The sequence below is a fragment of the Pseudooceanicola aestuariicola genome (assembly GCF_045763785.1).
In the GTDB taxonomy this organism is placed as follows: domain Bacteria; phylum Pseudomonadota; class Alphaproteobacteria; order Rhodobacterales; family Rhodobacteraceae; genus Pseudooceanicola.
On sequence record NZ_JBJGSF010000006.1, the window covers coordinates 1 to 22,986 of the forward strand.

Annotated in this window: 21 protein-coding genes and 1 pseudogene; 20 read left to right on the forward strand and 2 right to left on the reverse strand. The window is 58.8% G+C overall.

From position 1 onward, the window contains the following. Nucleotides 1-163: 163 nt before the first annotated feature. The 16 genes and pseudogenes from ACI3GR_RS16840 to ACI3GR_RS16915 form a co-directional block, all read left to right on the forward strand. A pseudogene (locus ACI3GR_RS16840) lies at nt 164-586 on the forward strand (IS66 family transposase); the annotation flags it as partial. A 54-nt stretch (nt 587-640) separates the two neighbouring features. Beyond that, nucleotides 641-1,921 (forward strand): CaiB/BaiF CoA transferase family protein, encoded by a 1,281-nt coding sequence (locus ACI3GR_RS16845; RefSeq protein WP_255552484.1) that lies wholly within the window; start codon nt 641-643, stop codon nt 1,919-1,921. Continuing rightward, complete coding sequence (locus ACI3GR_RS16850) at nt 1,918-3,084, forward strand: acyl-CoA dehydrogenase family protein (RefSeq protein WP_185959053.1); 1,167 nt, start codon at nt 1,918-1,920, stop codon at nt 3,082-3,084. Before ACI3GR_RS16845 ends, ACI3GR_RS16850 begins: the two co-directional genes overlap by 4 nt. 104 nt (nt 3,085-3,188) lie before the next feature. After that, entirely contained in the window at nt 3,189-4,043 is an 855-nt protein-coding gene (locus ACI3GR_RS16855; RefSeq protein ID WP_407496255.1) for an SDR family oxidoreductase, read from the forward strand. A gap of 37 nt (nt 4,044-4,080) precedes the next feature. After that, nucleotides 4,081-4,887 (forward strand): ABC transporter ATP-binding protein, encoded by an 807-nt coding sequence (locus ACI3GR_RS16860; protein WP_036538081.1) that lies wholly within the window; start codon nt 4,081-4,083, stop codon nt 4,885-4,887. Next, on the forward strand, nt 4,880-6,799 hold the full coding sequence (locus tag ACI3GR_RS16865; RefSeq protein ID WP_204114532.1) for an AMP-dependent synthetase/ligase: 1,920 nt from the start codon (nt 4,880-4,882) through the stop codon (nt 6,797-6,799). Before ACI3GR_RS16860 ends, ACI3GR_RS16865 begins: the two co-directional genes overlap by 8 nt. After that, nucleotides 6,800-7,687 (forward strand): branched-chain amino acid ABC transporter permease, encoded by an 888-nt coding sequence (locus ACI3GR_RS16870; RefSeq protein WP_142494382.1) that lies wholly within the window; start codon nt 6,800-6,802, stop codon nt 7,685-7,687. A gap of 3 nt (nt 7,688-7,690) precedes the next feature. Continuing rightward, nucleotides 7,691-8,764: a branched-chain amino acid ABC transporter permease gene (locus ACI3GR_RS16875; protein ID WP_028095207.1), complete on the forward strand. Its 1,074-nt coding sequence runs from the start codon at nt 7,691-7,693 to the stop codon at nt 8,762-8,764. A gap of 10 nt (nt 8,765-8,774) precedes the next feature. Next, a complete protein-coding gene (locus ACI3GR_RS16880; protein ID WP_043753147.1) occupies nt 8,775-9,584 on the forward strand; it encodes an ABC transporter ATP-binding protein in 810 nt (269 codons plus the stop codon). A 33-nt stretch (nt 9,585-9,617) separates the two neighbouring features. Then, nucleotides 9,618-10,856, forward strand: coding sequence for an ABC transporter substrate-binding protein (locus tag ACI3GR_RS16885; RefSeq protein ID WP_407496257.1), 1,239 nt, complete (start codon nt 9,618-9,620; stop codon nt 10,854-10,856). A 97-nt stretch (nt 10,857-10,953) separates the two neighbouring features. Further along, a complete protein-coding gene (locus ACI3GR_RS16890) occupies nt 10,954-12,204 on the forward strand; it encodes an ABC transporter substrate-binding protein (protein ID WP_043753095.1) in 1,251 nt (416 codons plus the stop codon). Nucleotides 12,205-12,283: 79 nt separating this feature from the next. Beyond that, a complete protein-coding gene (locus tag ACI3GR_RS16895) occupies nt 12,284-13,060 on the forward strand; it encodes an enoyl-CoA hydratase/isomerase family protein (protein ID WP_028284927.1) in 777 nt (258 codons plus the stop codon). 11 nt (nt 13,061-13,071) lie between these two features. After that, nucleotides 13,072-13,854 (forward strand): enoyl-CoA hydratase/isomerase family protein, encoded by a 783-nt coding sequence (locus ACI3GR_RS16900; protein ID WP_142494381.1) that lies wholly within the window; start codon nt 13,072-13,074, stop codon nt 13,852-13,854. A gap of 42 nt (nt 13,855-13,896) precedes the next feature. Further along, nucleotides 13,897-14,655 (forward strand): electron transfer flavoprotein subunit beta/FixA family protein, encoded by a 759-nt coding sequence (locus ACI3GR_RS16905; RefSeq protein WP_028284925.1) that lies wholly within the window; start codon nt 13,897-13,899, stop codon nt 14,653-14,655. Continuing rightward, the gene (locus ACI3GR_RS16910) at nt 14,655-15,581 is read left to right on the forward strand and encodes an electron transfer flavoprotein subunit alpha/FixB family protein (protein WP_142494380.1); all 927 of its coding nucleotides are present in this window, start codon (nt 14,655-14,657) and stop codon (nt 15,579-15,581) included. The genes ACI3GR_RS16905 and ACI3GR_RS16910 overlap by 1 nt, the downstream gene beginning before the upstream one ends. A gap of 207 nt (nt 15,582-15,788) precedes the next feature. Next, nucleotides 15,789-16,946, forward strand: a complete 1,158-nt coding sequence (locus ACI3GR_RS16915) for an acyl-CoA dehydrogenase family protein (RefSeq protein WP_081979662.1) — start codon at nt 15,789-15,791, stop codon at nt 16,944-16,946. Between the two features lie 21 nt (nt 16,947-16,967). Here ACI3GR_RS16915 and ACI3GR_RS16920 read toward each other — a convergent pair whose 3' ends face one another. Continuing rightward, nucleotides 16,968-18,134 carry a CaiB/BaiF CoA transferase family protein gene (locus tag ACI3GR_RS16920; protein WP_142494379.1) on the reverse strand — a complete coding sequence of 389 codons (1,167 nt, stop codon included), beginning with the start codon at nt 18,132-18,134 and terminating at the stop codon, nt 16,968-16,970. A 30-nt stretch (nt 18,135-18,164) separates the two neighbouring features. Next, nucleotides 18,165-19,310 carry a CaiB/BaiF CoA transferase family protein gene (locus tag ACI3GR_RS16925; RefSeq protein WP_142494378.1) on the reverse strand — a complete coding sequence of 382 codons (1,146 nt, stop codon included), beginning with the start codon at nt 19,308-19,310 and terminating at the stop codon, nt 18,165-18,167. Between the two features lie 104 nt (nt 19,311-19,414). On the opposite strand from ACI3GR_RS16925, the gene ACI3GR_RS16930 reads away from it, so the two are divergent. Genes ACI3GR_RS16930 through ACI3GR_RS16945 form a run of 4 tightly spaced genes read left to right on the forward strand, consistent with a single transcriptional unit; the run spans nt 19,415 to nt 22,975 of the window. Then, nucleotides 19,415-19,792: a Zn-ribbon domain-containing OB-fold protein gene (locus ACI3GR_RS16930; protein ID WP_057796766.1), complete on the forward strand. Its 378-nt coding sequence runs from the start codon at nt 19,415-19,417 to the stop codon at nt 19,790-19,792. A gap of 3 nt (nt 19,793-19,795) precedes the next feature. Further along, nucleotides 19,796-20,947, forward strand: a complete 1,152-nt coding sequence (locus ACI3GR_RS16935) for a thiolase family protein (RefSeq protein WP_142494377.1) — start codon at nt 19,796-19,798, stop codon at nt 20,945-20,947. Between the two features lie 23 nt (nt 20,948-20,970). Further along, the gene (locus ACI3GR_RS16940) at nt 20,971-21,828 is read left to right on the forward strand and encodes a MaoC/PaaZ C-terminal domain-containing protein (protein WP_185959052.1); all 858 of its coding nucleotides are present in this window, start codon (nt 20,971-20,973) and stop codon (nt 21,826-21,828) included. Nucleotides 21,829-21,838: 10 nt separating this feature from the next. Then, nucleotides 21,839-22,975 (forward strand): CaiB/BaiF CoA transferase family protein, encoded by a 1,137-nt coding sequence (locus tag ACI3GR_RS16945; protein WP_142494376.1) that lies wholly within the window; start codon nt 21,839-21,841, stop codon nt 22,973-22,975. Nucleotides 22,976-22,986: the final 11 nt, after the last annotated feature.

Sequence of the window (22,986 nt, forward strand, 5' to 3'; positions counted from 1 at the left end):
GGAAACCATCGTCCCGATGGACCCGAGACCGGTCATGCACTAACAATCAAACCGGACCACTCAGGTGGGGCTGATCACTTCGGTGCCGCCAAAGACGAGCGCTTCGTCCCGCAGGCCTGAAAGAACGCACGGCTGGCCATAATTCGTGAGGGCACGAAATACAGCGGAACTGCGGCTGGCAGCAGGCCAGGCGCACTCCCGCTCCATGGTCTAGGCCTTCAAGGCATGGACCGAGGCCCAACTGCTACGCATTCCCGGCAAGGGCGATCTCGCGAAGGCCTTCCGCTATGGTCTCAGCTGCTGGCCGTCATTCGAGCTCTTCCTTGGAGATGGCCGCGTCGGCATCGACGACAACACCGCCGAGCGCGTCATGCGCCCGATCAGCATCGGGCGAAAAAACTGGCTTTTTGCAGGCTCCGACAGCGGTGGCGAAACGCTGTCCCGGGCGATGTCTCTTGTCGAGACAGCCAAGATGAACGGCCTCGATCGGCAAGCCTGGCTGGCCGAAATCCTCGACCGCATCCACAATCACATGACCAACCCGCTCAACGAACCGCTTCCATGGAACTGGACGCCAATGAACTGATCCATGGTAACAACCGGGCGGTTACGTTTTCGGGGAGGCGATTACCTTTGAATCTTGAGATCCGACTTCGCCTTTGCTAGGAATCGAACAACCATTAGAAAATTAGCAAAGTCGAAAGTGCAGATGTCTGGACCCCTTGATCAACTGAAGATTATAGAACTTGGTCACGTAATTGCCGGACCACTTGCGGCAGCTTTACTCTCGGATTTTGGTGCAGATGTCATCAAGATCGAAGCCCCCAACCGGACGGATATGATGCGCGACCTTGGACCCAAGGCAGAGGATGGGGTGGGCGTCTGGTGGAAGACTTTGGGCCGTAACAAGAAAACACTAGGTCTGGACTGGAAGTCCGACGAGGGCCGGGACATCCTGCGAAAGTTGGTCGAAGATGCCGACGTGCTGATCGAGAATTTCCGACCGGGTGTGCTGGAACGTGCCGGTGTTGGGCCAGACGTCTTGCACGATTGGAACCCGGACTTGGTTGTCTTGCGGGTTTCAGGTTACGGACAGGACGGTCCGATGCGCGACCTGCCAGCGTTTGGGCGTGCTGCGGAGGCCATGAGTGGATTAGCGCATCTGACCGGTTTTCCCGACGGGCCGCCGATGCACCCCGGCTTTCCGGCGGCTGACAGCACGACAGGGCTAATGGGCGCTTTGGGAATCATGATCGCGCTATTTGCTCGCGAAAAGGGGATAGCACGCGGTCAGGTCGTCGATATTGCAGTATTCGAGGCCCTGCTTCGGTTGATGGATTATCCTGTTCCCGCATTGACTGGCGCGAACCTCTCGCCGCGACGCAATGGGCTGCGCCAGCCGATGGACTTTGCTCCGGGGGGGATGTTCCGAACGTCCGATGGGGTGTGGCTGAGCGTTTCGGCAGGGAGCGCGGAAACCGCGCAGCGCCTGTTGCGGGCGGTCGGAGGCGATGCCCTCGCCGATGACCCGCGGTTCGCGACATTGGGCGAGATGTCGCGGCACATGACGGTGGTCTTTGACGCGATCAATGATTTCGTCACGCAGCACACGGCTAAGGAAGTGGAAGCGGTATTCGCCCGCCATGATGCGGTTGCCTCGCGTGTGTTGAGCGTCGAAGAGATCATGACGAACGAGCAGATACGCCATCGTGGGGACATCGTGTCGGTCGACGGCGAACAGACCCAGGTCATTGGTCCGGTCCCTCATCTCAGCGCGACGCCCGGTCAGCTTCGTTGGCTGGGACGACCGCCTAGCGCAGACAGCCAAAGCATTCTGCGTGATCTTGGTTTTAACGATGAGCGGATCGCTGCCCTATGTGAGGCTGGGCTCGTAAGATTGGAGGGAGGGCGCGCGCTATGACATTTCGATTGACCGCCGACCAACAAGAGATTCGCGACCAGATTCTGCGGATTTGCGCAGGGTTCGACGACGACTATTGGCTGGATCGGGATCGCAACGGTGGTTTTCCCCATGATCTGCACAGGGCAATGGCCGATGGCGGCTGGCTAGGTATCGCCATGCCAGAAGCTGTCGGCGGCGCGGGTCTGGGGATCACCGAGGCGACCATAATGATGCAGGCAATTGCCGAGTCGGGGGCCGGCGCAAGCGGAGCCTCGGCCATCCACATGAACATTTTCGGGCTCAACCCGGTGGTGAAGTTTGGGACCGATGAGCAGCGCGCGCGTATGCTTGGCCCTCTAATAGCAGGCGATGAAAAGGCCTGTTTCGCCGTAACCGAACCGACGACCGGGTTAGACACCACAAAGCTGAAGACCATGGCGGTGCGGCAGGGGGACAGATATGTCGTGCACGGACAAAAAGTCTGGATTTCTACCGCGCAGGTAGCGGACAAGATGTTGCTTCTGGCCAGAACAACGCGGCTAGAGGATGTGAGCAGCCCGACCGAAGGGCTGAGCCTGTTCTATACAGATCTCGACCGAAATTTCGTTGACGTGCGAGAGATCGAAAAGATGGGTCGAAAGGCTGTCGATTCGAACGAAGTCTTCATCGATGGATTGCCGATTCCGGCTGAGGACCTGATCGGGGAGGAGGGCAAAGGCTTTAGGCAAATTTTGCACGGGTTGAATCCCGAACGCATCCTGGTGGCCGGTGAATGCATCGGTATTGCGCGCAACGCACTGGCGCGAGCGGCGCATTATGCAAACGAACGTGTGATTTTTGACCGCCCGATCGGCCAAAATCAGGGTGTTCAGCATCCACTCGCCAAAGCCTGGGCGCGAGTGGAATCTGCCAATCTCATGGTGATGCACGCTGCAGCCCTCTACGATGCGGGAGAACCCTGCGGCGTCGAGGCGAACGCCGCCAAGCTTTTGGCCGCCGACGCCGCGGTCGAGGCGACCGAAGCCGCGCAAATTACGTTTGGCGGATTCGGATATGCTAAGGAATATCACGTGGAGCGACTGGTACGTGAAGCTCTGCTGTTCCGCATCGTACCGGTGACACCGCAGATGCTTCTGTCGTTCATAGCAGAAAAAGCCCTTGGACTTCCAAAGTCTTACTGATCGGAGATAACGGGCGGGGCTGGTGGGAAAAGTTGTCTTGACCAATTTTCTAACACCCGTTAGATTACTGGCAGCTGCCCCTAATGGGAATGGGAGGAGGCGTCATGAATAAGACGCAGTTTGGGTCTTCGAGGGAGGACCTATCAAAACGTGCAACCGTTTACGCAAGCGGTTTATTCACCGGCAAAGTCGTTGTGGTGACCGGGGCCGGAGGCGGATTGGGGCTGGCAATTGCGACCTTGTTCGCAAGGCTCGGGGCCAATCTGGCGATCAATGGACGCAACGAAGAGAAACTGGCTTTGGCCAAGGAGTTCCTTGAAAGTTTCGGGGGCGAAGTTTTCGCTGTGCCTATGACCATCCGGGAGCCTGAGCAGGTCGAGGATTTTGTCGCCAAGACGAACCAGGAGTTCGGGGCGATTGACGTATTGGTGAACAATGCTGGGGGTCAGTTTCCGCAAGCAGCGTTGGAGTTTAGTCCAAAGGGCTGGAATGCGGTCATAGACACCAACCTGAACGGCACGTGGTGGATGATGCAATCCACGGCGCGCCACTGGGTTGCCAACAAGCAATCGGGCTCCATCGTCAACATCGTGGCCGATATCTGGCGCGGCATGCCCGGCATCGCGCATACCTGTGCGGCCCGGGCAGGGGTAGTTTACCTGTCCAAGTCGGTTGCGGTGGAGTGGGCCCCGCACGGTATCCGAGTGAACTGCATGGCGCCGGGTTGCTGCGAAAGCAACGGTTTCGGGAACTACCCTCCGGAGGGTTCTGCGACCTTTCAGGACTCCAACCCGATGCGGCACGCCGGGGACGAATGGGATGTCGCTGAAGGGGTTGTCTATATGGCGGCGAATTCAGGGAAATTCGTAACCGGAGAAGTTCTGAACATCGACGGTGGGCAGCAATTGTGGGGGGATCCATGGCCAACGGGGCGGCCGGACTACTTCCGGATTACCTGATGTTGGCCGTGAACCTTAGGGGGACAATGATATCTAGATGACGACTAAGATTAAAACAGCAATCGGAGCCGATGATGGGGCGATACTGGAGTGCAGCGGGGTCGAGCGACGGTTCGGCGGCATCGTCGCTGTCACCGGTGTGGACCTCGTCATTCGGCAGGGGGAAATCTTTGGACTTGTCGGCCCGAACGGCAGCGGCAAGACAACACTGACGAACGCAATTACCGGGTTCTACCCACCGAATGTGGGGACTGTCCGGTTGGCAGGAAAGGAAATCACGGGTACGGCACCTCACAAGGTTGCCAAGCTCGGCGTCGCCCGGACGTTCCAGAATCTTGCCTTGTTCAACGGGATGAGCGTTCTGGACAACATCCTGCTGGGGCGGCACATCCACATGAAACCGGGCGTTCTGCGCACCGCGCTTTACTGGTGGGCAGCACAGCGTGAAGAAATCGAAAACCGCAAGATCGTCGAAGAGGTGATCGAGTTTCTACAACTCGAGAGCATCCGGCATGAGTTGGTCGATGGCCTTCCGATCGGGTTGAAAAAACGGGTCGAGCTGGCGCGGGCATTGGTGGCCGAGCCACAGATGCTGATTCTCGATGAACCGATGGCCGGCATGAACCAGGAAGAGAAAGGGTATATGTCCCGTTTCATTCTGGATGCCCGTGCCGAACGCGGCGTCAGCGTTCTGCTGATCGAACACCATATGGATGTCATCACCGGCATTTGTGATCGGATGCTGGCCCTGAATTATGGTGAAATGATCGCCAGTGGCATCCCCAAGGAGGTTGTGAAGGACCCGCGGGTCATCGAGGCATATATCGGAGGGTCGCATGACTGATTTGACGAAGAAACAGTCTTCGGGCGGCGACACGATCGGCGCAATTCTGGCGCGGAACGCCTCGAAACACGGTTCGGAAATCGCGCTTCGCGAAAAAGAGCGTGGGATCTGGAAGGAAACCACATGGGCGGAATACGCCGAAGAGGTGCTGGCCTGCGCGGCCGGGCTTGAGAAAATCGGCGTAACACCGGGCAAGGCGGTGCTTATCCTGGGCGACAACCGGGCGCGGCTGTATGGCGGAATGCTGGCTATTTCGTTGCTGGGTGCCTATGCAATGCCTGCCTATCCCGGCGCGACGCTCGAAGAACTCCGGCACTTTCTTGGCGAAGTCGAAATCGTCGCGGCCATCGCCGAAGATCAGGAACAGGTTGACAAGATCCTGGAACTGAAGGACGCGGGCGCCGAGGGCATCGACCACATCATTTATGATGAAGCGCGCGGTCTTGGCTTCTACGAGGTTGAAGGACTGTTGTCCTGGGATCACCTGATCGAAGTTGGTCAGCACGATCTGAACGAAACCCCGGGCCTGCGTGAGGAACTGCTTAGTCGTGCGAAGCCGGAAGATCCGGCCATTTTTCTGCACTCCTCCGGAACGACGGGCGCGCCGAAGGGCATCGTACTGAGTCAGAAGAACGTTCTTGCTGCTGCTCGGAATGGACATGCGGCGGGTGCCTTCGACGAAAATGAGGAGATCCTCGCGTACTTGCCGATGGCCTGGGTGGGAGACTACGCCATAACCGTTGCCGCGGCACTCCTTTGGCGTTTCACCGTGAATGTGCCTGAGCGCCAGGAAACGGTCGTGCGCGACATGCGCGAGATCGCTCCGACATTCTATCTGGCGGCGCCAAGAAGCTGGGACCAGATGCTGACGACAATCCAGGTTGGTATCGAAAATTCGACCCCTTTAAAGAAGTGGCTGTACCATTTTTTCATGGATCGGGCCATCGCGGCGGAAACGCGCAAGCTGAATGGCAAAAGCGGCGGTGTTCTTGAGCCATTGGGCCGGCTTCTGGGCGAGGCGATTGTTTTCGGTCCGATCAAGGACCAGTTCGGGATGAGCCGCCTCAAGAATGCGTTCACCGGCGGTGAAGCGATCGGGGAAGACACCTTTGTGTTCTACCGCGCCCTGGGGATCAAGTTGCGTCAGCTCTACGGCCAGACCGAGAACAGCGCGATCAACGCGATTCAGGCTCCGGGCGAGGTCCGTCTTCATACGGTTGGCAAACCCGCGCCTGGCGTCGAGGTCAGCATTGCCGAAGACGGTGAGATCCTGGTGCGCTCGGACAGCGTGTTTAAAGGGTACTTCAACAAACCCGAAGCGACCGCCGAAGCCCTTGACGGCGGGTGGCTGCATACAGGTGATGCCGGCTATCTGGAGGACGACGGACACCTGGTTGTTCTGGGGCGTGTATCCGAGGTCATGCACACCGCCGACGGTGAACGTTACGTTCCAAACTACATCGAGAACCGGTTGAAATTCAGCCCGTATATCAAGGATGCGGCCGTGATTGGCGCCGGGCTGAAGGAACTGACGGCGATGGTCTGCGTGGATTTCGAGGCCGTGGGGCACTGGGCCGAAGTGAACGGCGTACCTTACGTGTCATATGCCGATCTTTCTCAGCGTGAAGAGGTCGCGACGTTGCTTCGCGAGGCCTTCCAACGGGTCAACAAGGCCGTCACCGAACCATTGCGCCTGCAACGCTTTGTCAGTCTGCCGAAAGAATTCGACCCGGACGATGGTGAAATCACGCGAACCCGAAAACTGCGGAGGAAGGTCGTTCAGGAACGCTATGCTGACGTGATCGCGGCGCTCTACGACGGTTCAAAAGAGGTCCATGTAAGCGCGCAGGTGACTTACGAGACCGGGGAAGTAGGGAAGGTCGAAAGAAGCCTTCCCATCAGGGAGGTATAAATGGACTGGGTCTTTCTATCAGAGCTTGCGATCAACGGAGCCTTGACGGGTCTGCTGTACTCGCTATTCGCCATCGGCCTCGTGCTGATTTACAAGGCATCTTCGGTGCCCAATCTGGCGCAGGGCGGGTTGACCATGGTCGGGGCCTATGTGGTCCTGGCGCTGGCACGCGACGTGGGTTTACCCTTGTGGCTGGCCATCCCTCTGGCTGCGGTTGTAATGTTAGGCCTTGGGTTCGGCATTGAGCGTGTTGCCCTGCGCCGTCTCGCAGGTCGGCCGGTTGTCATGATCTTGATGCTGACACTCGGCCTCGACATTTTCCTGCGGGGTACAACGCTTGCGATCTGGGGCGGGACGTCGCGTTCGATGGAACTGGGCGTCAGCTATGATCCGCTGTTCCTGGGCGACATCTTCATCAGCCGCATCCATCTGGTTGGTGCCGGTGTTGCGCTCGCCTTGTTTGTCGCATTCATGCTGTTTTTCCGAACCCGGACCGGGATCAAGTTGCGGGCGATCGCGGATGATTACATGGCTTCGTGGTCGGTCGGTATCGCGGTTGAGCGCGGCGTTGGGTTGTCCTGGGCATTGGCATCCGTTGTTGCCGTCGCCGCTGGCGTTATCTGGGGCGAGATTCAGGGTGTCGATCAGGCGCTGTCGCTGTTGCTTCTCAAAGGTCTGACGGTTGCCGTTCTCGGTGGTCTCGACAGTATCCTTGGCGCCGTGATCGCAGGCATCATCCTGGGCGTCGTCGAAAACGTTGGCGCTGATTTCCTCGATCCGCTTGTCGGAGGCGGAAGCCGTGAGCTTATCGTCGCTGCCGTGCTCATTCTTACCGTCATGATCCGTCCGCACGGGCTGTTCGGTCGTCACGACATCGAAAGGGTGTAAGGCATGTTTTACAGACTTTCTGGCGTCCATCACGCCAACTACGTTTCGGACAGCCGAATCTTCAAGGTGCCTGCTGACCGGAATCTGACAGCATTCATCTTCTTGATTGGCCTTGCCGCGCCATTCATCATCCCGTCGCTTTATCTGAACAGCTACATGCTTCCTTGGCTGATCTGGACGGCCGCCGCGCTTGGATTGAATCTGGTGACAGGTTGGGCAGGCCAACTTCACTTGGGTTATGCTGCAGTCATGGCCGTTGGAGCGTATTCGTCGATCCATGCCGCGCGTTTCGGGGTGCCGTGGGAATTCGCCCTTATCATCGGCGGATTGACGTCATCCGTGATCGGCAGCCTGTTCGCTTTTGCCGCTTTGCGGGTCAAGGGCCTCTATCTCGCTCTCACTACTCTCGCTATGCAATTCGTGATGGACTGGGTTCTGACCCACTCTCCGGCGATCTCGGGGGGCTCACACGCGTCGCTCCAGTCACCGACATTGGCGCTGCTCGGGCAAGAGATTACCACTGATACTGGCTTCTACTATGTCGCCTTCGGCTGGTGTGTGTTGGTGACGATCTTCATGCTTAATCTCAAGCGGACTGGACTCGGTCGCGCCTTGGTCGCTGTCCGGGAAAAAGACTTTGCGGCCGCGATCCTGGGTGTGAACAGTTTCTACTACAAAATCCTCGCATTCGCGACTTCTTCGTTCATCGCAGGCGTCAGCGGTGCGTTGCTTGTTGCCACCTTTTTCTTTCTCGCCGCACCCGAGCAATTCTCGGTTGCCGTTTCGATCCAGGTTCTTGCGATGGTGATTGTTGGCGGCCTTGGCAGCATTATCGGTTCCTATTTCGGTGTTGCCCTGATCCTTCTTGTTCCGGGTATCGTGAACGGTCTCGTCGTCACGTTGAGTGACGGGCTTGGCATGCAGATCGATGTTGAAACACTCGCTCACATCCCGAACGCAGTCTATGGCGCACTGATCGTCATTATCCTTCTGATCGAACCACTCGGTTTGGGAAAACTCTACGGCAACATCAGAGACTATCTGATGGTCTGGCCCTTCGATCAGTTCAAGAAATAGGGGAATGCCGATGCAAGAAAAAGTTGAAGCCCAGAACATTCTGTCCATGAACAGTGTCGAGGTGCTGTACGACAATGTAATGCTGGCGATCAAAGGTGTTTCGGTTCAGGTTCCAAAGGGCGAGATGATCGCACTTTTGGGTTCTAACGGAGCGGGAAAAAGCACCACGTTGAAAGCGATCAGCGGTCTTTTGAAAGCCGAGCGCGGACGCATCAGCCGAGGTGAGATAACGTTCCAGGGAACGGACATTACCGAAGCGCTCGCGCAAAAACGCGTCGAGATGGGCATCTGTCATGTCATCGAAGGGCGGCGGGTCTTCGAACACCTGACCCCCGACGAGAACCTGACCGCCGCCGCGCCACGCGGAATGTCCCGATCAACGCTGAATGCGGAAAAGGAAAAGATCTACGGATATTTTCCGCGGCTTGCCGAACGCAAAAATTCGCAAGCAGGCTATTTGTCGGGTGGTGAGCAACAGATGCTTGCCATTGGGCGGGCCCTCGTGACCCAGCCGAAGCTGTTGATGCTTGATGAACCAAGTCTCGGGCTTGCTCCGTTCCTGGTCGAGGAAATCTTCGGCATCCTGCAAAAGATCAATAAGGATGAGGGCCTGTCCGTCCTGCTGGTGGAACAGAACGCCTTGGCGGCTCTGGAAATCGTTTCGCAAGGGTACCTTATCGAAAACGGCCGCGTTGTTATGCACGGCACCGCCGAGGCGCTCAAATCTAACTCCGACATTCAGGAGTTCTATCTAGGCGGCGGAGAGACCGATTTTCACAACGTCAAGCACTACAGCCGACGCAAACGTTGGTTGAGTTGAGGTACTAATCAGAAGCTGTTCAGGGAGGAACAAATGAAGAAACTTACCAAAGCGTTGGCCGTATTATCAATGTTCGGCGGAGCAATGTTTGGCACCCAGGCGCTGGCCGAGCCATTCAAGATCGGCATCTGCTACGATCTCAGCAAAGCCTATACCTTTGCCACGCCGCAGGTTTCGCAGGCCGCGATGGACCTTGCCAAGCTCATCAACATGAAGGGCGGCATCGGTGGGGAACCGGTCGAAGTCATCGTGCGTGACCACGGGAACGAACCGCAGCGCGGAATCGAGTGCTACTCGAAACTCAGCCGCGAGGGCGTCTTTGTTTTCGATACCCTGTCCACTCCGGTGTCTCTGGCTATCCTGCCGCGGGCCATGGAAGACGGGCGTATCCTGATGCAGTCTCTTGTCGGGCGCGGCGATGCCGTTGATGGCACCGTCTTCGATTGGGTCTATCCGATCGGGCCGACCTATTGGGGACAGGCCGCCAACGATGTCGCCTACATCAAGCAATTGCATGACGGCGATCTGTCAGATGTGAAGGTCGGGTTTGTTTACTTCGATTATCCCTTCGGGCAGGAGCCGATCGAGATCCTGGAAACCCTGTCCGAGAAAGAGGGTTTCGAGCTTGAACTGTACCCCGTGCCACTGCCTGGCAGCGACCAGGCCGGCGTGTGGTCCAAGGTGCGCCGCGACAAGCCCGATCATGTGATCGTCTGGATGCTGGGCGGTGCCCATGTGGTTGCCTCGAAAGAGATGAAGCGCAATCGCATTCCGATGGACAAATACATCTCGGTCAACTGGCTGAACGAAGTCGATATCGCCAACATCGGTAAAGAGGCCGCCAAAGGTATCAAGCGCGGGACCAATGTCGTGGGCGGTCAGGATATTGCCCTGTATCAGGAAATCATGGCCGAGCTTTATGACAAGGGCGAGGGATCCGGCCCGATCGAGAAGACGCAGGACGTTTTCTACAACACCGGGCTGGCCATGTATTCGATCATGTTCGAAGCCGCGCGCAAGGCGGCGGAAGCCGAGGGGCTGCCGATCACTCCGACATCCTACAAGGCCGGACTGGAGTCGCTTGAGGGCTATGACGCGAACGGGCTGATGGCCCCCATTACGGTGACGGCCGAAGATCATGGCGGCGGGGGCAAGACCCGTATCGAAATGTGGGACGGAGAGACTTGGGTGCCGCAAACCGACTGGATCTCTGAGTACACGGACGTTGTGTGGGGTGTGGTTAAAGAGAGTTCCGCGAAATACGAGCAGTGAATGACTGATTGCAGGAAGTGTGACGCTACGCGGGGCGGCAGTGGCGCTTACGGAACGGTATCACCGCCCTACACTAAACCAACGGGAGATAGATAACATGAAAGTCAAACAGCACATTAAGGCAGTGGCCGTTGCTACTGCACTGGCAGCAAGCGCGACTGTTGCCTCAGCGCAGGACAAGGAGCCTATCCGCTTCGGACTCTGCTTCGACCTTAGTAAATCCTACACGTTCATTTCACCGCAGGTGGCCCAGGCCGCGCAGGACCTGGCGATGTACACCAACGAAAATGGCGGTATCGAAGGTCATCCGGTTGAAGTCATCATTCGCGATCACGGCAACGAACCGCAGCGCGGTGTGGAATGCTACGAGCAGCTCAAGCGCGAAGGCGTGTTCCTGTTCAACTTTCTGTCCACGCCGGTCACGAACGCGGTTTTGCCGCGTGCCATGAAGGACGGTAACGTACTGATGCAGTCTTTCGTTGGCCGCGGTGACGCGGTGGACGGCGAAGTGTTCGAATGGGTTTTCCCGGTCGGTCCGACGTACTGGCAGCAGGCGGCAAATGACGTTGCCTTCATCAAGGGTCAGATGGGCGGTGACTTGAGCAAGGCGAAGATCGGGTTCATCTATCTGGATTATCCCTTTGGCCAGGAACCGATCGAGATCCTGAAAACGCTTTCCGAAAAGGAAGGGTTCGAGTTGGAGCTGTATCCCGTACCCCTTCCCGGGTCGGATCAGGCCGGCGCATGGAGCAAAATCCGCCGCGACAAGCCTGACTACGTGATCAGCTGGCTGCTGGCGGGCGGGCATGTGGTCGCCTCGAAGGAAATGCGCCGCAACCGTTTCCCGATCGACCGCTATCTGTCGGTGAACTGGCTGAACGAAGTCGATATCGCCAATATCGGCGCACAAGAGGCGAAAGGCATCCTGCGCGGGACCAACGTGGCCGGTGGCCAGGAAGTTCCGATCGTCAAGACGATGCTGGACACCTACTATGCCAATGGCAAGGGCAGCGGTCCCGAGAGCCTGGTGCGCGACGTGTACTACAACACGGGCATGGCGATCTACTCGGCCGGTTTCGAAGCCGCGCGGATCGCAATTACTGAAAACGGTTGGCCGATCACACCGGAAAGCATGAAGAATGCCTATGAATCGATCGAGAACTTCGATGGAAACGGCATCATGGCCCCGGTTACAGTGACCGACAAAGACCACGGTGGTGGCGGCAAGACCCGGGTCGAGCAGTGGAATGGCGAAACCTGGGTTCCGCTGACCGACTGGAGCGCCGACTATCTTGACGTTGTTTGGGATGTCATCAAGCACAGCTCCGCGACGTTCACCGTCGAATAAGACAGAGCTTCCCCGCGGCAGACATGTCGCGGGGAAGCTTTCCGCAGTTAGATTGTCCCGAGAAAGCGAAGCAGGTATCATGAGCCCCATTGACGTGAAGATCGAAGACGGAATTGCGACCGTCTGTATCAACCGGCCCGAACGTAAAAACGCGCTTTCCGTGGCGGCGACGAACGGGCTGACCGACGCTTGGGAGAAGATCGAGGCGGATGACAGCGTTCGTGTGGCCATTCTGACTTCTGCCGATTGCGGCGTTTTCAGCGCCGGACTGGATCTGAAGGAAGCCACACAAATCGCACGCGACGAGGGTGTCGATATTCTGACCAAGATGCGCGACCCGTTTCACGAGACCATGCGCGCCTGCAAGAAACCGATCATCGCGGCGATGACAGGGTCGCTGATGGCGGGCGGCATGATGCTGACCTTGAATTGCGATCTGCGGGTCGGTCTCAAGGGGACCAAGGTCGGTATCACCGAAGTAAAGATCGGTCGTGGATCGCCCTGGGCATCGCCGGCACTGTCCATGCTACCGCAGCCCATCCTTATGGAAATCGTTCTGACCGGCGACTTGATGCCGATCGAGCGCCTGCACGAATACGGGTTCACCAACTATATCGAAGACACTCCCGATGCTGTCCGCGCAAGGGCATTTGACCTTGCCAAACGCATTGCCAGCGCGGCCCCGCTGTCGGTTGTTGCCGCGAAAGGCGGCGTTCGCGCGACCATGGACCTGGGCTGTGCGGGTGGCCTGAAAGAGGGCAAGCGCCTTCACGAGGTGGTTTACGCCAGCAACGACGCGATTGAAGGCCCAAAGGCCTTTGCTGAAAAGCGAGCACCCGTCTGGACCGGGACCTGATGGAGACTTGAATGACTGAGCTTATTCGCCTGGACAGGGAAGGCCCTGTCGGAATCCTGCGTTTTCTTCAGCCGACAAAACGCAACCCTTACAGCATCGGGTTCGTCGAAGAACTGGTGGCGCTTCTGCGCGAAGCCGAACGGGACGCTACGATCCGTGTCGTTGTTATGACCGGTGGCAATCATTTCAGCAGCGGCGGCGATCTTGTCGGGTTTCAGTCCGAGATCGCCAAAGGCGCGCGGGCGACGTCGGAAATGGTGGACCTGGTTCACGATGGCGGACGCGCGGCCTATCTGTTTCGCAAACCTCTGATTTCCGCGGTATGCGGCGTGGCTTTTGGCGCGGGCCTCAGCCTGGCCTTGTCGGCGGACATTGTCGTTGCCGCCGAAGATGCCCGGCTGTGCGAAGTATTTGCACGCGTCGGCGGTTGTCCCGACACGGGATCAAGCTGGCTGCTTCACCAGCGCGCCGGTGCGGGCGTTGCCCGGATGCTTGTGCTCACGGGCCGTGAAATCGACGGGCGCACCGCCAGGGACCTGCGCGTTGTCGAAGAATGCGTGCCGGCCAACCAGGTCGAGGTACGGGCGCTGGAAATTGCCCGCGAGATTGCAACGCACCCGATGTTTGGCGTTCAGACCGCCAAGCGTGTGATGCGCGCCGCAGCCGAGTGCAGCTATCTCGAGGCGCTGGATATCGAGCGCGATGCCCAAAGCGTTTTGCTGTGCGCGCATGACTTTCCCGAGGCCATGAAAGCGTTTTCGGAAAAAAGAACTCCAGAATTCAAAGACCGTTAGCTCGGTTGAAACCTTATCGCAAAACTCAAGGAGACCACGCCAATGAAGGTACTCGTGCCTGTGAAACGCGTGATCGACTACAACGTGAAGGTTCGTGTCAAAGCGGACGGAAGCGGTGTCGATCTGGCCAACGTTAAGATGTCGATGAACCCTTTCGACGAAATCGCCGTCGAAGAGGCGATACGCCTGAAAGAGGCCGGCAAGGCCGAAGAGGTGGTCGCGGTATCCATCGGCGTCAAACAGGCGCAGGAAACCCTGCGCACCGCACTGGCCATGGGTGCCGACCGCGCCATCCTGGTCGTTGCAGCGGATGACGTGCACCATGATATCGAGCCGCTGGCAGTGGCCAAAATCCTTGCCAAGGTCGTGGAAGAGGAACAGCCTGGTCTGATTCTCTGCGGCAAGCAGGCGATCGACAACGACATGAATGCCACCGGCCAGATGCTGTCAGCCCTGCTGGGCTGGTCGCAGGGTACCTTTGCCTCGGAACTGGACATCGACGGTGACAGCGCCGTCGTGACCCGCGAAGTTGACGGCGGCCTGCAGACCATCAAGGTCAAGATGCCCGCGATCGTCACCGTGGACCTGCGCCTGAACGAGCCGCGCTATGCGTCGCTGCCCAACATTATGAAGGCCAAGAAAAAGCCGCTGGATGAGAAGACCGCCGATGATTACGGCGTTGATGTCACGCCGCGTCTGGAAATCGTCAAAACCTCCGAGCCCGTGGCACGCGCGGCCGGTATCATGGTCGGCTCGGTGGACGAGCTGGTCGCAAAACTCAAAGAAGCGGGGGCTGTATAATGGCTGTTCTTCTTCTCGCAGAAGTGACCGATGGTGAACTGGCAATCGACGCAACCGCCAAGGCCGTGACCGCGGCCAAGGCCCTAGGCGATGTGACCGTTCTGTGCGCGGGCGCCTCTGCTGCTGCCGCAGGCGACGCCGCCGCCAAGATCGACGGTGTGACCAAGGTTCTGGTCGCCGAAGACGCATCGCTGGGTCACCGCCTGGCCGAACCGACCGCCGCGCTGATCGCATCGCTGGCCGGTGATTATGAACATATCGTCGCCCCGGCCACCACGGACGCCAAGAACGTCATGCCGCGCGTTGCCGCGCTGCTGGACGTGATGGTCCTGTCGGACGTGTCCGGCGTTGTCGATGGCAAAACGTTCGAGCGCCCGATCTATGCCGGGAACGCGATTCAAACCGTCAAATCGTCGGATGCGAAAAAGGTCATCACCTTCCGCACCTCGACCTTTGATGCCGCTGGCGAAGGCGGGTCTGCCTCGGTCGAAAGCATCGGTGCCGGGGACAACCCCGGCCTGTCGGAATGGGTCGAAGACAAGGTCGCCGCATCGGATCGTCCCGAACTGACCTCGGCCGGTGTGGTCGTGTCCGGTGGGCGCGGCGTCGGCTCCGAAGAGAACTTTGCCCTGATCGAGAAACTGGCCGACAAGCTGGGCGCCGCCGTTGGCGCATCCCGCGCCGCCGTCGACTCGGGCTTTGCACCGAACGACTGGCAGGTTGGCCAGACCGGCAAGGTGGTCGCGCCTGACCTGTATATCGCTGTTGGCATCTCGGGTGCGATCCAACACCTGGCCGGCATGAAGGACAGCAAGATCATCGTTGCGATCAACAAGGACGAAGAAGCCCCGATCTTCCAGGTTGCCGATTACGGTCTGGTTGCCGACCTGTTCGACGCCGTGCCCGAACTGACCGACAGGCTGTAAGTCATTGCGAAAAAATTACAAAAAGGCCCGCCTGTTTTGGCGGGCCTTTTTTGTACGAGCCGAATGGGCGGCGCGTGATTAGATAAATCCGGATGCGCACGGTCCGAAGCCTTGTGACGCCCCGTCAGAACGCCTCGGGTTCATTGCCAGGAAATAAAACACTTGTTAGATTTCTTCAATGCAAGCATGAACCGATAGGAATAAAACATGTCTCTGATCAAGAACTCCCCGAGTTGGGCAGTGGATGAACACAAGATGTTCGCCGATAGTACACGCAGGCTTTTCGATGCAGAGATGGCTCCGAAGATTGAAAAATGGGCGGAGCAGGGAATTGTTGACCGCGACTTCTGGAAAACAGTCGGTCAGCAGGGTGTCATGGGTGGCTCGATTGCCGAAGAATATGGTGGGTTCGGTGGCGGCATCGGGTTCGACGCGATTACCGTCTACGAGCAGGGGCGCACCGGTGATACGGGTTGGGGCTATGGGATTCAGTCCATCGTAATCCATTATCTCAACGCATATGGCAGTGAGGAACAGAAGAAAAAGTGGTTGCCGAAACTGGTCAGCGGCGACAGCGTTGCGGCGATTGCCATGACCGAGCCTGGAACGGGCTCTGACCTCCAGAACGTACAAACCTATGCGGAAAAGGATGGCAACCACTACAAGATCAACGGTTCGAAGATCTTTATCACAAACGGGCACACGGCGGATCTCGTTGTTATCGTGGCAAAGACCGATCGCAACGCCGGCGCCAAGGGCGTTTCGTTGATCGTTCTGGAAACCGAGGGCGCCGAGGGCTTTCGCCGGGGACGGAACCTGAAGAAACTGGGTATGAAAGGTTCGGATACTGCTGAGCTGTTCTTCGAGGATGTGCGCGTGCCCACGGCGAACCTGCTTGGTCCGGAAGAGGGGCAGGGGTTCTACCAGCTGATGAAGCAGCTGCCTTGGGAGCGGCTGATGATCGGCATTACCGCGCTCGGTTTTATTGATTTTGCGATCGATGAAACGGTGAAATATGTTCAGGACCGCAAGGCATTTGGAAGCCGGATCATGGACTTCCAGAATACACGCTTCAAACTGGCGGAATGCAAAACCAAGGCCGAATTGCTACGCTCCTTCGTAAATGACGGGCTCGCGCGTCTTGAAGCGGGCGAACTTGATGCGGCCACGGCTTCGATGGCGAAATGGTGGGGCAGCCAGACGCAGAACGAGGTCATGCATGAATGCCTGCAACTGCACGGCGGTTACGGTTTCATGATGGAATACCCCATCGCGCGACTTTATGCCGACAGCAGGGTCCAGATGATCTATGGCGGCACCAACGAGATCATGAAGGAACTGATCGCACGCTCGATGGATGTTTGATCCGTCCGGTGCCGGGTGGGGCTACTCCCTGCCCGGCCCCAGAATTTCGTCGCTGTGTTCCCCAAGTCGCGGGGCCGGGCGATGATCATGTCGCGCAGGGGTCGCCGAAAAGCGAACCGGCGGGCGTGTCGTCCAGATCGCACCTTCGGTCGGGTGATCAATCCGTTGAAAGAACCCGGTTGCGGCAAGATGGGGATCGTTCGGTAAATCTGACAGGTTGCGCACTGGCATGGCGGGTATGTCGGCCTGCTCCATGAGGTCAAGCCACTCATCTGTGGTCCGGGTCAGCGCAATGTGCGCCACCATATCGTATACTGCGCCGATGTTGCGGCTACGGGCGTCCATGTCCGTGACCCAGACATGGTCGATCATGTCATTGCGCCCAACCGTCTTGAAAAACCGCGCCCATTGTACGTTGGTGTAAGGCAGAATTGTGATGTAGCCATCTGCGGTCTGAACCGGACGCCGGTGCGGAACCAGCATGCGGGCATAGCCGAAATCCTGCGGAGCCTCCTCGAAGGTGGCGCCATCCATATGTTCGGCCAGCAGGAAGGCGGCCAGCGTCTCAAACATCGGAACTTCGACATGCTGGGCCTGTCCCGTACGCTCGCGGTGGAACAGGGCGCCCATCACGGCATAGGCGGCGGTGACCCCGCCAAGCTTGTCGGCCAGAATTGTCGGGGCATAAGCGGGCGGTGCCTCGGGGTCGCGCAAGGTTGCCAGGCTGGCCAATCCCGACACCGACTGGACGGAATCGTCGAATGCTGGCTTGGCGGCATAGGGCCCGTCCTGTCCGAAACCGGTGGCGGATACCGTGATCAGGTTCGGGTTTTCCTGGCGCAGGGTTTCGGGTTCCAAAGACAATCTGGCAAGCGCCGCAGGCCGGATGCTCGAAATCATCACATCGGCATCGATGAGCAGTTTGCGCAACTGATCGAGACCGGTTTGTGTTTTGAGGTCGAGTACGACACTGCGCTTGTTACGGTTGGCCCCCAGAAAAGCGGCACCCATTAGCTTGTTGCGCGATGGCTGGACCTGGCGAAGAAGATCGCCCTCGGGGCCTTCCACCTTGATCACATCGGCCCCCAGATCGCCCAGCATCTGCGTCGCCAAAGGTCCGAAAACTACAGAAGTCAGATCGACGATCTTCACGTCTTGAAGGATCGCCGGATTGTTCTCATCGGTCATTTGATTGTCCACTTAGTTGCCTACCGTTTTTTATGAACGACGGCCGAACTCGGCGCGAAGGGCCTTGCCTTGCGCATCGAAGGCCGGGCAGGGGCCCAGTGCCGTTTCGCCGAGGCTGCGCCGGATCGGGGGTGTCGGGACGTTGATTTCACCGGAAGGCGTGCGAATTACGGACCGGTCGAGCTGGGGGTGACCGGACAGGGTCGCCACGTCGTTCACCGCGCCCGAGGCAATGCCCGCAGCGTCAAGCCGCTTCAGCATCTCGGCGCGGTCATGCGAGGCGAACACGGCCTTGATGAGAACTTCGAGCGCGGGTTTGTTTTCAATTCGCGACGTGTTGTCATGGAACCGGGGGTCGGTTGCCAAAGCCGCATCGCCCAGTATGTGTTCACAGAACCGTTGCCATTCGCCGTTGTGTTGCACGGTAATGACGACAAGCTGACCGTCCTTGCATTCATAGGCCCCGTACGGGCAAATGACCGTGTGGTTCAGTCCGACACGAGGTGTCGGCTTGCCAAGGTAATCGTGATACAGCAGTGGAACCGACATCCAGTCGGCCATCACATCAAACATTGCCACGGAAACGCCGCTGCCCTTGCCGGTGCGATCACGCCCGACAAGTGCTTCGCAGATTCCAGCATGGGCTGTCATACCGGTGGCGATATCGCAGACCGACACGCCCACCCGTCCTGGTCCGTCGGGTGTACCGGTCACTGATGCCAGACCGCTCTCGCATTGCACCAGAAGGTCATAGGCCTTGGCGTTGCGCATCGGGCCGTCTTCGCCATATCCGGTGATGTCGCAGGTCACTAGACGCGGGAAGCTCTCTCGCAGACTCGCGGAATCGAGCCCCAGCTTGGCCAGCGCGCCCGGCAGCAGGTTCTGAATAAACACATCTGCGTTTTCCAGCATCCTGAGCAGGATTTCACGGTCTTCGTCGGCTTTAATGTCCAAGGCGACCGATTCTTTGCCTCGGTTCAGCCATGTGAAATAGGCGCTTTCACCGTTGGCGGCGGTATCGTAGGCGCGGGCGAAATCGCCTGCGCCCTTGCGTTCGATCTTGATCACGCGCGCGCCGGCGTCGGCCAGCCGCGAGGAGCAAAAAGGCGCGGCGACTGCCTGTTCCAACGCAACGACGAGTTTGCCGGAAAGGGGGGCTAAGTCTGAACCTGACATGAGTTTCTCTCAATTGATCCTGAAAGGTTGACTAAATCTAACAATTGTTAGAAAGATTATCAATACGCTTAAACAAAGACTGGGTCGCTTGAAGGAGAACGCCAATGCAGGATGCCAAAGGACCAGACCAGCTTTTCCAACGCGCGCTGGCAGAGGGAGAGATCCTGCTGCCCAAGTGCGACGACTGCGGGGCCTATCACTTTTTCCCGCGAGTCCTGTGTCCACATTGTCATGGCACCGCGATTTCGTGGAAGCAGGCCGGCGGCAAGGGACGGGTCCACACCACAACAGTCGTGCGCCGAAAGCCCGAACGGGGCGGCGACTACAACGTATGCGTCGTCGAGCTGGACGAGGGTGTCCGGATGATGAGCCGGGTCGAGGGCATTGCCCCGGGTGAGGTCGTCATCGACATGCCTGTAACCGCATTCGTGGGCGAGGCCGAGGGTGTTCCGGCCGTGCTTTTCAAACCGTCGGAGGGATAGGCCATGACCACTGAACTTCGGGGGAAATCCGCCATCGTGGGAACCGGTCATGCCGGTCTCGGAGAAGCCCATGGCCTGACGGCCTATGATGTCATGGCGCAATCTGCGCTTGCGGCGCTTGGCGATGCCGGGCTGAAACTGTCCGACGTCGACGGGCTGTTTTGCACCATGATGGAAGACAGCATGCCGGCGCTTATGGCGGCGGAGTATCTGGGCATCCAGCCCCGTTTCATTGATGGCACGATGTCGGGCGGTTCGTCCTTCGTAAACTACCTGACGTCCGCGACCATGGCGCTGGACGCCGGTCTGTGTGATGTCGCGCTGATTGTTTATGGCTCCAACCAGCGCACCGCGTCGGGCAGACTGGTGACCGCTTCACGTCCGCCGGCCTACGAGGCGCCGTATAATCCGCGCTATCCGATCTCGGCCTATGCGATGGCGGCGGCGCGGCACATGCATGAATATGGTACCACCCGCGAACAGCTGGCCGACGTGGCCGTTGCCGCGCGGGCCTGGGCGCAGCGCAACCCCGAAGCGTTCGAGCGCGGCCCGCTGACCCGCGAGGACGTGTTGGGTTCGCGCATGGTGGGCGATCCATTGACCGTGCGCGACTGTTGTCTTGTCACCGACGGTGGCGGCGCGATCGTAATGGTCCGCGCGGACCGCGCCCGGGATTTCCCGAAGGCACCTGCCTATGTGCTGGGCAGTGCTGCGGCAAGCTCGCACCGGCAGATTTCCCAGATGAAGGATTTCACCGTGACCGCGGCCCGCGACTCGGGCGCGCGCGCCTTTGCGGCGGCCGGAGTGACCCCTGCGGATATCCAGGCGGTCGAGCTCTATGATGCCTTCACCATCAACACGATTTTGTTTCTCGAAGATCTTGGGTTCTGCGCGAAGGGCGAGGGAGGGGCCTTTGTCGAGGGCGGACGCATCGCGCCTGGCGGCGTGTTGCCGGTGAACACGAATGGCGGCGGCCTGTCCTGCGTGCACCCCGGGATGTACGGCATCTTCACAGTGATCGAGGCTGCCCGTCAGATCCGTGGCGACGCGCCGGGCATTCAGTTGAAGGATATTGATCTGGCGCTGGCGCATGGCAATGGCGGTGTGCTGTCCAGCCAGGTCACGGCAATACTGGGGTCACGAAACACGCTCTGACGGCGATCAAGGGAGGAAAGATCATGCCACTGGATTTCGAAGCACTTTCGAATTGGGATTTCGAAGAGATCAAGCAGACTCTGACCGAGCGGGATACCATCCTTTACGCACTCGGGCTGGGGTTCGGCGAAGATCCGACAGACAAGAAAGAACTGGCCTTTGTCTATGAGGACGGTCTGAAGGCGGTTCCCTCTATGGCCGTTACCCTGGGGTATCCGGGCTTCTGGCTGCGCAATCCGAAAACCGGCGTGAACTGGCAGAAAGTGCTGCACGGAGAACAGTGGCTCGACATCTACAAGCCGCTGCCGACACATGGCCGAATTGTCGGCCGCAGCAAGATCGACTTTATCGCCGACAAGGGCGAGGGCAAGGGAGCCGTCATTTACCAAAGCCGCGATATTATCGACGCGGACAGCGGCGAAAAACTGGCGCGCGTGGCGATGTCGGCTTTCTGTCGCGGTGATGGGGGGTTCGGCGGTGAAAACCAGGCGGGTCCGGCACCCGCAGTGCTGCCTGATCGGGCGCCTGATCATGTATGTGATATCAATACCCTGCCGCGCCAAGCCCTTATTTATCGTCTCAGCGGTGATTTCAATCCGCTTCATGCTGACCCGGATGTTGCCCGTTCTGTCGGGTTCGACCGCCCGATCCTGCATGGTCTGGCGACCTATGGGCTGGCGGCCCGGGCGATTCTCAAGACGTTGCTGGACTATGATTCTGCCCGGCTTGTCGGTCTGGATGTTCGGTTCTCGGCGCCGGTCTATCCCGGCGAAACCGTGCGGTTCGAAATCTGGGAAGAGGACGGCGAGGCCCGGTTTCGAGCATCTATTCCGGCACGCGACGTGGTTGTTCTGAACAACGGCGCGGCGCGCTTCGCCTGAGGCAGTGAAGATGGCTCAACCGCTCAAGGATATCCTGGTGCTGGATTTCAGCACACTTCTTCCCGGTCCGATGGCGACGCTCATGTTGTCCGAGGTCGGCGCCGAAGTGATCAAGTTCGAGCGTCCCGGAGTCGGCGAGGACGCGCGCCAAACCGAGCCCAAGATCGACGGAGAGAGCATCGGATTTGCCGTGTTGAACCACGGCAAGCGATCGGTGGCCATCGACCTCAAGTCAAGGGGCGCAGTGGAACGTCTGCGCCCCTTGATCGAGAGGGCCGATGTTCTGGTCGAGCAGTTCCGTCCCGGCGTGATGGACCGGTTGGGGCTTGGTTATGAAGCGGTGCGCAAGATCAATCCCGGTCTCATCTATTGTTCGATCACCGGCTATGGCCAGACCGGACCAAAGGCCAGCGCCGCCGGCCACGACCTCAACTACGTCGGTGATGCGGGTATCCTGTCGCTCAGTCGTGGACCGGATGACCAGCCAACGGCCCCGTTCGGGCTGGTCGCCGATATCGGAGGCGGAACCTATCCTGCGGTGATGAATATCCTGCTGGCCCTGATTGCGCGGCAGGCAAGCGGGCAGGGAACGCATCTGGATATCGCAATGGCCGAGGGGGCGTTCGCCTTTGCCTATTGGGCCCATGCCGAAGGTGTGATTGCCGGGCAGAACATCGAAAGCGGTGGCAGCCGTCTGACGGGTGGCCTGGCCCGATATCGGCTTTATTCGGCTGCGGACGGGCGTCAGATCGCCGTCGGCGCGTTGGAAGAAAAGTTCTGGCAGTCGTTCTGCGATGTTATTGGTTTGCCGGTGGCCCTTCGCGATGACTGGTCCGATCCCAATGCCTGCGCCGCAGAGGTTGCACGTCGTCTGAGGGAACACCCCTCGACCCATTGGGAGCCTTTGCTGGCAGCGGCAGATTGCTGCTGTTCGGTCGTGAAAACGCCCGCCGAGGCGGCGCGCGACCCGCATTTCAAAGCGCGTGACGTGTTCGGGCGGACAGTAAAAATCTCCGGCCGGGACGCGCCTGCTTTGCCGCTGCCAATTGCGCCGGAGTTCCGTTCTTCCGGAAATTCGGTCGGAGTTGCAGCCACTCTGGGCGAAGACAATACGCGTTATGGCTTGGACCAACCAAAGACAGAGTAAATCCCGTTGAC

Bases quoted from the DNA above. Each gene is read 5' to 3' on its own strand.
- ACI3GR_RS16920 (WP_142494379.1), bottom strand. From the start codon at position 18,134: ATGACCGATGAGAACAATCCGGCGATCCTTCAAGACGTGAAGATCGTC.
- ACI3GR_RS16935 (WP_142494377.1), top strand. From the start codon at position 19,796: ATGACCACTGAACTTCGGGGGAAATCCGCCATCGTGGGAACCGGTCAT.
- ACI3GR_RS16905 (WP_028284925.1), top strand. From the start codon at position 13,897: ATGAAGGTACTCGTGCCTGTGAAACGCGTGATCGACTACAACGTGAAG.
- ACI3GR_RS16890 (WP_043753095.1), top strand. From the start codon at position 10,954: ATGAAAGTCAAACAGCACATTAAGGCAGTGGCCGTTGCTACTGCACTG.
- ACI3GR_RS16885 (WP_407496257.1), top strand. From the start codon at position 9,618: ATGAAGAAACTTACCAAAGCGTTGGCCGTATTATCAATGTTCGGCGGA.
- ACI3GR_RS16870 (WP_142494382.1), top strand. From the start codon at position 6,800: ATGGACTGGGTCTTTCTATCAGAGCTTGCGATCAACGGAGCCTTGACG.
- ACI3GR_RS16875 (WP_028095207.1), top strand. From the start codon at position 7,691: ATGTTTTACAGACTTTCTGGCGTCCATCACGCCAACTACGTTTCGGAC.
- ACI3GR_RS16880 (WP_043753147.1), top strand. From the start codon at position 8,775: ATGCAAGAAAAAGTTGAAGCCCAGAACATTCTGTCCATGAACAGTGTC.
- ACI3GR_RS16925 (WP_142494378.1), bottom strand. From the start codon at position 19,310: ATGTCAGGTTCAGACTTAGCCCCCCTTTCCGGCAAACTCGTCGTTGCG.
- ACI3GR_RS16915 (WP_081979662.1), top strand. From the start codon at position 15,789: ATGTCTCTGATCAAGAACTCCCCGAGTTGGGCAGTGGATGAACACAAG.
- ACI3GR_RS16865 (WP_204114532.1), top strand. From the start codon at position 4,880: ATGACTGATTTGACGAAGAAACAGTCTTCGGGCGGCGACACGATCGGC.
- ACI3GR_RS16945 (WP_142494376.1), top strand. From the start codon at position 21,839: ATGGCTCAACCGCTCAAGGATATCCTGGTGCTGGATTTCAGCACACTT.
- ACI3GR_RS16850 (WP_185959053.1), top strand. From the start codon at position 1,918: ATGACATTTCGATTGACCGCCGACCAACAAGAGATTCGCGACCAGATT.
- ACI3GR_RS16900 (WP_142494381.1), top strand. From the start codon at position 13,072: ATGACTGAGCTTATTCGCCTGGACAGGGAAGGCCCTGTCGGAATCCTG.
- ACI3GR_RS16855 (WP_407496255.1), top strand. From the start codon at position 3,189: ATGAATAAGACGCAGTTTGGGTCTTCGAGGGAGGACCTATCAAAACGT.
- ACI3GR_RS16860 (WP_036538081.1), top strand. From the start codon at position 4,081: ATGACGACTAAGATTAAAACAGCAATCGGAGCCGATGATGGGGCGATA.
- ACI3GR_RS16930 (WP_057796766.1), top strand. From the start codon at position 19,415: ATGCAGGATGCCAAAGGACCAGACCAGCTTTTCCAACGCGCGCTGGCA.
- ACI3GR_RS16910 (WP_142494380.1), top strand. From the start codon at position 14,655: ATGGCTGTTCTTCTTCTCGCAGAAGTGACCGATGGTGAACTGGCAATC.
- ACI3GR_RS16940 (WP_185959052.1), top strand. From the start codon at position 20,971: ATGCCACTGGATTTCGAAGCACTTTCGAATTGGGATTTCGAAGAGATC.
- ACI3GR_RS16895 (WP_028284927.1), top strand. From the start codon at position 12,284: ATGAGCCCCATTGACGTGAAGATCGAAGACGGAATTGCGACCGTCTGT.